Source organism: Oceanisphaera arctica, assembly GCF_002936955.1.
Classification (GTDB): domain Bacteria; phylum Pseudomonadota; class Gammaproteobacteria; order Enterobacterales; family Aeromonadaceae; genus Oceanimonas; species Oceanimonas arctica.
Map to the genome: position 1 here is coordinate 1 of NZ_MPZM01000060.1, position 11,745 is coordinate 11,745.

Consider the following 11,745-nt stretch of genomic DNA (forward strand, 5'->3'; position numbering starts at 1 on the left):
GAAGCCGTTGAGCCCAAGGTTGAAGCCGTTGAGCCCAAGGTTGAAGCCGTAGCGCCCAAGGCAGCAGCCGTTGAGCCCAAGGTTGAAGCGCAAGCGAAGCCGGCTTCCGGTCTGTACTCGCGTGCCCGCCAGGCCTCCGCGCCCATGGTCAAGCCAACGGTAGTAGCACAGCCGGATTACGTTAAGCCGGAATATCCGCCGCTACAGCGTCAGGCCGTTACTACCAGCGGCCGCCAGGCCGGCAGTACCGCGGCACGCAACACCGCCTCGGCGCCCATGACCAAACCGGAGTAACCTCACTCCACTAAAAAAAGGCTCCCTCGGGAGCCTTTTTGTTTACCTGCTGTTTACTGTTATCAACGCTTTCTTAACTGCGCCAGCAAACCCTCGCAGGCCGATTCAATCAAATCCAATACCCGTTCAAAGCCCTGATCGCCACCATAATAGGGATCCGGCACTTCCTGTTCGGCCTCGGCCGAATAGCTCAGCAACAGTTTGACCTTGTGTTGATGTTCCGGCGGACACAGCGCTTTGAGATCGGCCAGATTGCTGCTGTCCGCCGTCAGGATCAGATCGAAAGAAACAAAGTCCTCGGGCGTCACCTGCCGGGCAATGATACCACCGAAGTCGTAGCCCCTGCGCTCGCCCGCCGCACGAGCCCGCCTGTCGGGTGCCGCCCCGTTGTGATAACCGATGGTGCCCGCCGAGTCGATGGTCATGTCCACCCCTGCCCGTGCCGCCTGCAAACGTAATACCGCCTCGGCGGTAGGCGAGCGACAGATGTTGCCCATACAGACCATGAGCACACTAAAATTTTCTTTATGTTTCAGTGGCTTATCAGTCATTTTGGCACCTGTTTTTGAGATTCATGAACAAAAAATAACTTCTTAAAATTAAGTGCCTTACTGATCATTTTGGGAGATATTTTCACAAAAATGACAGTCCGTATGAGTCTTAGTACGCTTCACCAAAAATATGAGAAAGCGACATAAAAATATGAAATGTAAAGAAAAATTATTAAAATCAGCAATGTATGGCAATTGGGAGCCGTATCCTCCCCTGTTTTGCCGCTATATCAGGGCTGCAACCCAGGATAAAGCGCATCATGATCGCATTCTATTGGTGGCCTGCTCGCGGCGCACCAGCAACCAGCGTTGCGGCACACCGGCATAATCAGCCTCGATCCGTACTAACCGTTCACCCGCACAGTATTGACAGAAAAAATGATCTGTCTGCTCCTGAGTCCGTTCGTCAGGTGATCAGATCATGGCTGAGACAGATAGTTCACTGACTTAGAAAACAACGCCTTAGGCCGAGAGTTCTCTTCGGAGAATTTCTGCACCTGCACTTAGAGCATTCAACTTGCCTCTTGCTACTCCACGAGATAAGGGTGCCATGCCACAGTTGGTAGAAGGATAAAGCTTGTCGGCATCTACAAACTCAAGTGCTTTTCGTAGCGTGTTGGCGACTTCCTCTGGCGTCTCAATGATATTAGTTGCAACATCAATGGCCCCTAGCATCACCTTTTTACCGCGTATGAGTTCAAGCAGATCGATTGGGACATGAGAGTTTTGACATTCTAATGAGATAATATCGATATTAGATTTTTGCAGCTTAGGAAAGACTTCTTCATACTGCCTCCACTCGGAACCCAACGTCTTTTTCCAATCCGTATTGGCTTTAATACCATAGCCATAGCAAATATGAACAGCAGTTTCACATTTAAGACCTTCCATAGCCCTTTCTAAAGCAGCAATCCCCCAGTCATTTACCTCATCAAAAAACACATTAAATGAAGGTTCATCAAATTGGATAATATCCACACCCGCTGCTTCTAACTCTCTGGCTTCTTGATTGAGTATGACGGCGAATTCCCAGGCTAATTGTTCCCGACTTTTATAATGATCATCATAAAGCGTATCGATCATAGTCATGGGACCTGGCAGGGCCCATTTTATGGGTTGCTTGGTTTGCTGACGTAAAAACCTGGCATCTTCAACAAAAACGGGCTTTTGGCGACTGACTGCGCCAACGACCATAGGTACACTCGCATCATAGCGATCACGAATTTTTACGGTCTTACGTTTCTCAAAGTCAACACCGTTCAGGTGTTCAATAAAGGTAGTCACAAAATGTTGACGTGTTTGCTCGCCATCACTGACAATATCAATACCTGCTTGTTGCTGCTCTTGCAACCACACACGTAAAGCATCCTGTTTACCTTCAATTAATTCTTCTCCTTGCAATCTCCAAGGTGACCAAATTGTCTCAGGTTCTGCAAGCCAAGAAGGTTTAGGTAAGCTGCCCGCAGTTGAAGTAGGTAATAATATTTTCATAATAGATACCGTTTTATATTCTCGTTAATTATAAGGCCCGAATTCAGGAAGCGTAGTTAGCAGACCATTGTTCAAGGATAGCTTGGTAGGGCTTAATGAAGTGCTCCTCAGCAAATTCCCCCTGCTTGATAGCCAACTTGCTACGTTCTTCTCGATCATAAACAATTTGAGTTAATGAATGATCCGAGTTCTGCAAGTTTGGTTTATAGCGTTTTCCTGCCGCAGCGTTAGCATTATAAATCTCAGCTCGATAAATCTTTTGAAAGGTTTCCATCGTGCTGATGGTGCCAATAAGCTCAAGATTACTGTAATCATTAAGCAAATCACCAACGAAGAAAAAAGCCAGAGGTGCAACGCTATTGGGTGGCATGAAATAGCGAACCTGCAAACCCATTTTTTTGAAATACTGTTCAGTCAACGATGATTCATTTGGCTGATATTCAACACCCAATACCGGGTGCTGATTTTCAGTCTGATGATAGATCTTGTTATCCGAAACACTGAGGCATATAACAGGTGGTTTAATAAAATTCTGTTTATAGGCATCTGAATTAACAAAAAATTTGAAGAGTTTCCCATGCAGATCGCCAAAATCATCTGGAACACTAAATTTGGATTGACCCTTATTATGATTCAACAGCAACACGCTAAAATCATAATCTCGCACATAAGAGGAAAAATTATTCCCTACAATGCCTTCAATGCGTTTGTTAATTTTGTGATCAACAATATTAGTTTTTAATACTTCAATCGTAGGGAAGGTTTGACCATTGCCTTGATTACCAATAGCCATATCAACGGAAATGATTTCAAGTTCGACTGAATAACGGTCCCCTTTGGGGTTATCCCAATGCGCCAGGGCATTGAAACGATTATTAATCATCTTTAAGGTGTTGCGCAAGTTCTCTTGCCGGCTCTCTCCTCTGGCCAAGTTAGCAAAATTGGTAGTAATACGCGTATTGTCTGAGGGGCGATAATTTTCATCGAAACTAATGCTGTTTATAGCAAATGTAAAGTCGTTACTCATCATGTTCTGGCATCCATTTTCCGAGATAAAACCTGAATTTGTTCCTTGCTCTTTCTGGGCTTGATGATTTTTGTTTCCTGGAAGTCCAGATGTCTAGAGCTAAGCGTAGATATGTTATACAGGGACAGTTACATGAACAAAAATGATTTTATCTCATCAATGCATGAACCGTGCTCATGATTCATTGTGAGACAACACTTTTCGGGCAAATGGTATGTCACGTTCAACGGTTTGGGTGCGGCGGCCATGATGCTGATGCCAGTTGCTGATGTTGTGCACCATTCGCCGGTGATCAGATCATGGTGAGAGAGATGACAGTACCGGCAGCTGGGTTATTGAAAAACAGTATGAATTTAAAGCAAGACTGAGTCATTACCTGACATGCTGAGCCAGAGCAATGAAATCACTCAGGTAATTAATCTGTTCCTCGCCTTTTCGCACTCCCAAAAAGATTTGTTTTTTAATCCCATGTTGACCAAACCGAAGGCTTTTAATGGCCATTGTTTTGGAAAATTCATCCACTAACCAACCAGGCAGTGCACAGACACCCCTGCCTGCTGCCACCATTTGCAACATTATTTCCGTGGTTTCTATTGTCTTGTGTTTTCTGACCGTGCATTTTGCGGGATTTAAAAACTGACTGTAAATATCCAGCCGCTCAGGCTCTACCGGATAGCTAAATAACACTTCTTCACTTAGCTGTTCGGGCATGATCGAGCTTTGCATGGCAAGGGGGTGAGATGATGAAACGACGAGTCTATGTTCATAGTCAAATACCGGTATAAACGTCAGCTTGGGTTTATACAAGGGATCAGGAGTGACCAGGATATCTATCTCGTAGTTATGGAGAGCACCCAAACCACCGAACTGAAATTCCTGCTTCACGTCAATGTCAACGCTTGGCCACTTTTCAAGATAAGGTTCAATCACTTTTAACAGCCATTGATAGCAAGGGTGGCATTCCATGCCGATGCGAAGTGAACCCATTTCGCCTTTCGCTATCTGACTCAATAGCAGCTCAGTGTGTTTAAATTGCGGCAATACCCGATTGGCAAGAGTCAAAATGTGTTCACCAGCATGAGTAAGGCGCAAGCTTCTACCTTCTTTTTGCCAAACAGGTGTTTTTATCTGGCCTTCCAGTTTTTTGATGCTGTGACTCAATGCAGACTGGGATAAATTTAACGATTCAGCAGCTTGGGTTAACGTTCCTTGCTCTTTTATTGCTGCCAGTACTTCAAGGTGAAACCGCTCCAACATAACTTAACTCCTGTCTTTAGCACTTAATGTTATGAATATAATTCATGGTTTATTAGAAATATATTATTATTTTCATTATTAAAATGCCGCCAATGCTTGCCATCTAGACACTCAGTGATGCTGGCTAATTGACGTTGTTGATCAAATCCGAGGCAGTCTGTCCCTAGTGAGTTTGTCACCCTCAACTGACTGGCTGGAATGATCGAGAGCGCCCTCTTGGCTGTCACTGGGGTGTGGTTATGAGAGACCGTGTTTGACTCCAAGACTCTGTCCTCATCAGACCGATGGGTAATGGTAAACAGGTAAGTTAAGATGCAATAGATCTCTAACTTAATCCGACGGGTATAAAACAGGATGGAATAAATAAACCGTCGCTTTTAGCCCGATAGAGGCTCACAGGGCGTGAGCGCAGGCCGAAGCGACGGTAGCTGGAGTTACAGACCCAGTTTATCGAACAGGCCCGGCAGTTTGTCGCCGAGCTTATCGCCCAGTTTGTCACCCAGCTTTTCGTTTAGCTTGCGCTTGACCCGCTCGGCTTCCTTGTCGGCCTTGTCGCGCAGATAAAGATCGAATATCTGCTGCAGATCCAGGCTGTATTTCGGATCCTGGTAACTACCACTGATGCGAACCGGCAATATGATGTTCTTTAGCTCGCTCAGTTCTTCACCGTCCTGACCCTTGAGGCTGCCGACGATGGCGGTGTTGAGCAACAGATCGAGCGACTCGTCTAGCAGATTGGTTTCTCCTTCGCCATCGATGCGCAACAAGGGCGACGCCATGTGCAGGTTATCGGTGTTCACCTTGCCCTTGGCGATGGCAAAGTCGGCGGTCAGGGCGCTGAAGTCGGTTTTCTCGACCGCGTCTTCCGCCGGTAGCGGCAGTCCTTTCACCTTGGCGTGTGCCCGGCGGATCAGCGCCGCAATATTCACCCCGTTCAGGGCGCCATCGGCCACCTTCAGTTCGGTATTACCCTTTACGCTGCGCTTGATGGCATCGGCAGTCAGGCCGGTACCACTCAGGTTCAGAGACAGATCCGCCCGCCCCTCCAGGTAGTCGATGCCGGCCGCCGCGGTCAATAAATCACGGGCATTCACGCCGGTCAGGGCCTGCTGTACCCGAAAGCGCGCCGGGTGAGTATTGACGTCCAGCTCGGCATTGGCTTCAATCTTGCCTTCATATAGCTGAGCCTGCACCTGGTCAAGTTTCACCTTGCCCTGATCGATGTTGACCTTGATATCGAGCTGTTCCAGTTCAATCCCCTGCACCAGCACCTTGTCGGCGGCCAGCTGGCCTTCGACCTTGATGCCCTTGAGTGCAGACAAGTCCGGCTCGCTGGCCGCAATGGAAGAAGGCAGCGTGGAGGCCGGGGCCGCCGCGCTGACCGTCTGGTCACCATCATCAGATGCCGCTTCCGGCGTGGTACGCCATTCAGCCTGCAACGCATCCACATCCAGTAGTGCCGTGCTCAGGTTGAAACGCAACTCGGGAGTAGCGATATGGCGCACCGACAGCTCCCCTGTCGCATCCAGAGCGCCCAGTTTCAGAGCCATGTCACTGAATTCGGCCAACTGGCGGTCGAGATCATAGGCCAGGTTACCCTGCAGCCGCAGCTGCTTGGTACCGGGAATGGCGCGGCCGGTGGCGTCGACTTCCAGCTTCAGCGCATCCAGACGCAAACGGTCGAATTCCGGCGCCAGCCACAGCTGACCGGTAGCATCAATATTGGCCTGCACCTCATCGCTGAACAGGTTGCCGGACAGACTCAGGGGTACCGCCTTGCCGGGAGCAAACTCGTCGAGCTTGAAGTTAACCCGGTTGAGGCGCGTCAGGGTATTACTGACTTCGTTCTGCACTACTATCTCGGCATCCACCACCCGCACACCGGCCAGGCTGATGCTCATCGGCTGACGAGACTCGTCGGCGCCGTCAGGCTCGCCAGCGGCATCCGCTTTCTTGTCCGAGCCGGTTGCGGTGGACAGGGTGCGCAGATCGTCGATATTGGTTACCCCATCGGCACGGGTGATCAGATGCAGGCGCGCATTGCCCAGCACCGCTTCGCCTATCTCCAGCCGGTTATCGAACAGCGGCTTCAGCGCCACGTCCAGGCTGATTTCACCGACGGACAAGGTGTTACCCGCGGCAAAACCGGGTGGGTTGAGCAAGGCGGTGTCGTTGAGGGTAAAACCTATGGAGGGGAAGAAGCGCCAGCTCAAGTCGCCGTTGATCACCAGGGTACGGCCGGTTTTTTCCCGGGTTTGTTCGATCAATACCCGCTTGACCCTGTCGGTATCCACCACCTGAGTCAAAATCACCAGCGCCAGCAGCAACAGCAGCAGTAGCGCCCCCACGCCGTAGAGTAGTTTTTTCATTATTGTTATCCTGTCTTGATATTCAGTCCTGATTGATGCGGCTGGCATCCGCGCCTTGCTGCGACTTGTACTTGGCGCTGGCACGGCTCATGTAGGGCCGCTCTGCCGGGCCGGACATGGTTTCGAAATTGAGCGCGCCAATCACCATATGAGGCCGCAGCGCCAGCGGCAGTTTGCCGCTGTTGTAGAATTCCAGCACTATGCGTCCGGACCAGCCGGGGTCGATACGGTGAGCCGTAACGTGCACCATGAGCCCGAGTCGTGCCAGGGAGGAGCGGCCGTCCAGCCAGCCTACAATGTTATCGGGCAGGGTGACGGATTCAAGTGTTACCGCCAGCGCCAGCTCGCCCGGATGCAGAAAGAAGGCTTCGCCATCGGGAATGACTATTTCGTCACTCATTACCCGGTTGATGGCCTCGGACACCTGAGCGCTGGGCCCGCTCAGTTCGATATAGGGCGCGGTATGGTCCTGAAACACCCGAAATTCGTTGCCCAACAGCACATCGACGCTAACGCCGCTGATCCGCTCCGGCTCGGGCTCGGGAGTGATCTGGATAAGACCCTCGGCCAGATAACGCTTGATATCCCGGTCACAAAGACGCATGAAAACTCCTTAACTCAATGTTGAATCCCACCACGGCAGCGACGGCCCTTGCCGTCTGGCGACGCAAATGGCACGCCTGCGTGGCAGTGATGCGATTAAACCTGCCGGGTATAAAGGCGGGTGGGAATGGTTTTGCCACTAAAATACAGACCGGCGGCAACCCGGGCGGCGATGTTCAGATAACCCTGGGCCAGCGCCCCATCGGGTTCGGCGATAAGAGTAGGAGTGCCGTTATCCATATGCTGGCAAATACGTACATCCAGCGGTAACTGACCGAGCAGCGGCACCTGGTGCTCGTCTGATACCCGTTGGCCGCCGCCTTCTCCAAACAGGAATTCTTTATGATCGCACTGGCTACACAGGTGATAGCTCATGTTTTCCACCACCCCCAGTACCGGAATGTTGACCTTCTGGAACATGCTGATGCCCTTGGTGGCATCGGCCAGCGCCACGTTCTGGGGCGTGGTTATTACCAGAGCGCCGGTGGTCGGCACCTGCTGGGCGATGGTGATTTGAATATCACCGGTGCCTGGCGGCAGGTCCACCACCAGATAATCGAGATCGCCCCAGCGGGTCTCGCGCAATATCTGTGCCAGCGCCTTGCTGGCCATAGGCCCGCGCCACACGGTGGCATCTTCGGCACCGACGAGAAAACCGATGCTGTTGGCCTTGATGCCGTGCGCCGTCACCGGCGCCATGGTCTTGCCATCGTCGCTTTCAGGCTTGGCGTCGCTCACGCCCAGCATCATCGGAATGGAAGGACCATAGACATCCGCATCCAGTATGCCCACCCGGGCACCGAGTCGGCTCAGCGCCAGCGCCAGATTCACCGCCGTGGTGGACTTGCCCACCCCGCCCTTGCCGGACGATACCGCTATGATATTGCGCACCCCGGGCACGGCCTGGGCATCATTGGCTTGTGCCAGAGTCGCCACATCCTGGCTCAATTGCCAGCGCACCGCACGGGCACCACTCAGCCGACACAAGTCGGCGTCCAGGGTTCGCAGCTCGGCTTCAAGCCGATAATCGACGAAAGGCAGCACCAGCGAAATCACCAGGCTGTCTTGCTCCAGGCTCATATCTCGGACAAAACCCGCACTCACCGGATCCTGCGCCCAGTGCGGGGGCCGAAATTGGGACAGTCGGGCACTAATCTGTTCATTGTTCATGCTGTGTTGCCTGCTGATGAATCTGTTCTGCACTCTACCAAAAAGCCCGCAGCGGCGAAACGTCGAGCCGAGGCGATATGCGGCTTTGCCGGCTTTATGTCGTATATGTGTCGGATGCATGTCGGCCATATACCGGAGCAGGCAATCACAAAATACAACCCCGGGCTCTTTGGTCGGGAAAAAGCCGCCAAAGTGTGTATAACCGAAAAAAACTCGGGTAACATGCTCTGTCCCACGTAATTGACTCAACAGAATGGAAATTATGGCTACCGAACCTCGTAAGATACTTGTCACCTGCGCCCTGCCCTATGCCAACGGTTCTATCCACCTTGGCCATATGCTGGAGCACATTCAGGCCGATATCTGGGTTCGTTATCAGCGAATGCGTGGCCATCAGGTTCATTTTATCTGCGCCGACGACGCACACGGCACTCCCATCATGCTCAAGGCCCAGCAGCTGGGTGTGGATCCCGAGCAGATGATTGCCGGCGTGCAGCAGGAGCATAAAGCCGACTTCGACCGCTTCAACATCGGCTTCGACAACTATCACTCGACCCACAGTGCCGAGAACCGCGAATTTGCCGAGCTGATCTACGGTCGCCTCAAGAGCAATGGTTTTATCGAAAACCGCACCATTTCCCAGCTCTACGATCCGGAGCAGAACATGTTTCTGCCGGACCGTTTCGTCAAGGGCACCTGCCCCAGCTGCAAGGCGGAAGATCAGTACGGCGACAACTGCGAAGTATGCGGCGCCACTTACAGCCCGGCAGAGCTGATTGACCCGCGTTCGGCGGTATCCGGCGCCACCCCGGTAATGAAAAACACAGAGCACTTCTTTTTCGATCTGCCCCAGTTTAGTGGCATGCTCAAGGCCTGGACCCGTTCCGGTGCCCTGCAGGAAGAAATGGCCAACAAGCTGGAAGAGTGGTTCGAGTCTGGTCTGCAGCAGTGGGACATCACCCGCGATGCGCCCTACTTCGGTTTCGAAATTCCTGATGCACCGGGCAAGTACTTCTATGTATGGCTGGACGCCCCCATCGGCTACATGGGCTCGTTCAAGAACTACTGCGACAAGCGTGGCGATCTGAGCTTCGACGAATACTGGAACAAGAACAGCAGCACCGAGCTGTACCACTTCATCGGCAAGGACATCGTCTACTTCCACAGCCTGTTCTGGCCCGCCATGCTGGAAGGCAGCGACTTCCGCAAGCCGACCAACATCTTCGTGCACGGTTATGTCACGGTGAACGGCGCCAAGATGTCCAAGTCCAAGGGCACCTTCATCAAGGCCGGCACCTACCTCAACCACCTGGACCCCGAGTGCCTGCGTTATTACTACGCCGCCAAGCTGTCCAGCCGCATCGACGATCTGGACCTGAGCCTGGATGACTTCGTGGCCCGGGTGAACAGCGACGTGGTCAACAAACTGGTCAACCTGGCCTCACGCAACGCCGGCTTCATTGCCAAGCGTTTCGACGGTCAGCTTTCCGCCGACTGCGCCGAGCCCGAGCTGTACGCCGAGTTTGCCGATGCCGCCGAGCGCATCGGTCAGTCTTATGAACAGCGGGAATTCGGTCGCGCCATTCGCGAGATCATGGCCCTGGCCGACAAGGCCAACCGTTATGTGGACGACAAGGCCCCCTGGGTGCTGGCCAAGCAGGAAGGCAAAGACGCCGAACTGCAAGCCGTTTGCTCCATGGGCCTTAACCTGTTCCGGGTGTTGATGACCTACCTCAAGCCGGTCATGCCCAAGCTGACCGAGCGCGCCGAGGCCTTCCTCAACTGCGAGCTGAGCTGGAATGCGGTCAACGAGCCGTTGCTTGACCATGGCGTCAACAAGTTCAACGCCCTGTTCAGCCGCATCGACGCCGACAAGGTCGCCGCCATGGTCGAAGCCTCGAAGGAAGATCTGATCGCCGAGCAGGCCAAAGTCAAACAGGTCACCGGCCCCCTGGCTGACGATCCCATCAGTGAGACCATCAGCTTCGACGACTTCGCCAAAATCGACCTGCGTGTGGCGCTGATCAAGAAGGCCGAGGCCGTGCCCAAGGCCGAGAAGCTGCTGCGGTTAGAGCTGGATCTGGGTGGCGAAACCCGCCAGGTGTTCGCCGGCATCAAGTCCGCCTACAACCCGGAAGACTTGGAAGGCAAGCTCACCGTCATGGTCGCCAACCTGGCCCCGCGCAAGATGCGCTTCGGCATCAGCGAAGGCATGGTGCTGGCCGCTGGCCCCGGCGGCAAGGACCTGTGGATCCTCGAGCCACAAGACGGCGCCCAGCCCGGCATGCGGATCAAGTAACCCCTTCGGGGAGCTGGAAGCGGTAAGCTTTAAGCGACAAAAAAGCCCGGCGATGCCGGGCTTTTTTGCGTATGAGGCGTGAGGCGTGAGGCGTGAGGCGTGAGGCGTGAGGCGTGAGGCGTGAGGCGAAAATTATAGGCCGGCCTGTACTCCATAAACACCGTGCTCGAATACTCTCACCTAAAAATAAGTCGACCCTACAACAAACACCGCCTTTCGTAGGGTCCAATTTATTGGACCAATCACAACACTGAATCCAACCTCGGCATAATTTCATTGTCCTGCTACACAGGCTCTGCCAGCTGAAGCGTATATACAACCAATTTCAGACAGTAAAAAGCCCGGAACTCCGGGCTTTTTGTTACTTACAGCTGTCAGCTTACCGCTTAAAGCTTTAACTCAGCATTCGATGATGTTGACCGCCAGGCCACCGCGGGCGGTTTCCTTGTACTTGGACTTCATGTCCATACCGGTTTCGCGCATGGTCTTGATCACCTTGTCCAGCGACACCTTGTGCTCGCCGTCGCCGCGCAGGGCCAGGCGGCTGGCGTTGATGGCCTTGACCGAACCCATGGCATTGCGTTCTATACAGGGCACCTGTACCAGACCGCCGACCGGGTCACAGGTCAGCCCCAGATTGTGCTCCATGCCGATTTCGGCAGCGTTTTCCACGTGTTCTATGGT

Annotated in this window: 10 protein-coding genes; 2 read left to right on the plus strand and 8 right to left on the minus strand. The window is 52.8% G+C overall.

Translation table 11 applies throughout. From position 1 onward, the window contains the following. On the plus strand, nucleotides 1–294 hold a 294-nt coding region (locus tag UN63_RS17135), incomplete at its 5' end, for a hypothetical protein (RefSeq protein ID WP_181068266.1). Nucleotides 295–356: 62 nt separating this feature from the next. Here the strand turns inward: UN63_RS17135 and UN63_RS15550 are convergent. From UN63_RS15550 to apbC, 7 genes are all read right to left on the minus strand, one after another. Further along, nucleotides 357–845 (minus strand): low molecular weight protein-tyrosine-phosphatase, encoded by a 489-nt coding sequence (locus UN63_RS15550; RefSeq protein ID WP_104488291.1) that lies wholly within the window; start codon nucleotides 843–845, stop codon nucleotides 357–359. Between the two features lie 462 nt (nucleotides 846–1,307). Beyond that, nucleotides 1,308–2,336, minus strand: coding sequence for a methionine synthase (locus tag UN63_RS15555; protein WP_104488294.1), 1,029 nt, complete (start codon nucleotides 2,334–2,336; stop codon nucleotides 1,308–1,310). Nucleotides 2,337–2,379: 43 nt separating this feature from the next. Next, nucleotides 2,380–3,366 (minus strand): DUF1852 domain-containing protein, encoded by a 987-nt coding sequence (locus tag UN63_RS15560; protein WP_229793469.1) that lies wholly within the window; start codon nucleotides 3,364–3,366, stop codon nucleotides 2,380–2,382. A gap of 369 nt (nucleotides 3,367–3,735) precedes the next feature. After that, complete coding sequence (locus tag UN63_RS15565; RefSeq protein WP_104488297.1) at nucleotides 3,736–4,620, minus strand: LysR family transcriptional regulator; 885 nt, start codon at nucleotides 4,618–4,620, stop codon at nucleotides 3,736–3,738. Nucleotides 4,621–5,054: 434 nt separating this feature from the next. Next, nucleotides 5,055–6,989, minus strand: coding sequence for an AsmA family protein (locus UN63_RS15570; RefSeq protein WP_104488299.1), 1,935 nt, complete (start codon nucleotides 6,987–6,989; stop codon nucleotides 5,055–5,057). Between the two features lie 22 nt (nucleotides 6,990–7,011). Beyond that, the gene (gene dcd, locus UN63_RS15575) at nucleotides 7,012–7,593 is read right to left on the minus strand and encodes a dCTP deaminase (RefSeq protein ID WP_104488301.1); all 582 of its coding nucleotides are present in this window, start codon (nucleotides 7,591–7,593) and stop codon (nucleotides 7,012–7,014) included. 95 nt (nucleotides 7,594–7,688) lie between these two features. Beyond that, nucleotides 7,689–8,762, minus strand: a complete 1,074-nt coding sequence (gene apbC / locus UN63_RS15580; protein WP_104488303.1) for an iron-sulfur cluster carrier protein ApbC — start codon at nucleotides 8,760–8,762, stop codon at nucleotides 7,689–7,691. A gap of 262 nt (nucleotides 8,763–9,024) precedes the next feature. Here apbC and metG point away from each other — a divergent pair, with 262 nt between their 5' ends. Next, nucleotides 9,025–11,061, plus strand: coding sequence for a methionine--tRNA ligase (gene metG, locus UN63_RS15585; protein WP_104488308.1), 2,037 nt, complete (start codon nucleotides 9,025–9,027; stop codon nucleotides 11,059–11,061). A gap of 399 nt (nucleotides 11,062–11,460) precedes the next feature. On the opposite strand, the gene UN63_RS15590 is transcribed toward metG, so the two are convergent. Then, nucleotides 11,461–11,745, minus strand: a 285-nt coding sequence (locus UN63_RS15590; protein WP_181068267.1) for an L-serine ammonia-lyase, iron-sulfur-dependent, subunit alpha, incomplete at its 5' end; no start/stop codon positions are given.

Coding starts and splice junctions, on each gene's coding strand:
- UN63_RS15550 (WP_104488291.1), bottom strand. CDS start 845: ATGACTGATAAGCCACTGAAACATAAAGAAAATTTTAGTGTGCTCATG.
- UN63_RS15555 (WP_104488294.1), bottom strand. CDS start 2,336: ATGAAAATATTATTACCTACTTCAACTGCGGGCAGCTTACCTAAACCT.
- UN63_RS15560 (WP_229793469.1), bottom strand. CDS start 3,366: ATGATGAGTAACGACTTTACATTTGCTATAAACAGCATTAGTTTCGAT.
- UN63_RS15565 (WP_104488297.1), bottom strand. CDS start 4,620: ATGTTGGAGCGGTTTCACCTTGAAGTACTGGCAGCAATAAAAGAGCAA.
- UN63_RS15570 (WP_104488299.1), bottom strand. CDS start 6,989: ATGAAAAAACTACTCTACGGCGTGGGGGCGCTACTGCTGCTGTTGCTG.
- dcd (WP_104488301.1), bottom strand. CDS start 7,593: ATGCGTCTTTGTGACCGGGATATCAAGCGTTATCTGGCCGAGGGTCTT.
- apbC (WP_104488303.1), bottom strand. CDS start 8,762: ATGAACAATGAACAGATTAGTGCCCGACTGTCCCAATTTCGGCCCCCG.
- metG (WP_104488308.1), top strand. CDS start 9,025: ATGGCTACCGAACCTCGTAAGATACTTGTCACCTGCGCCCTGCCCTAT.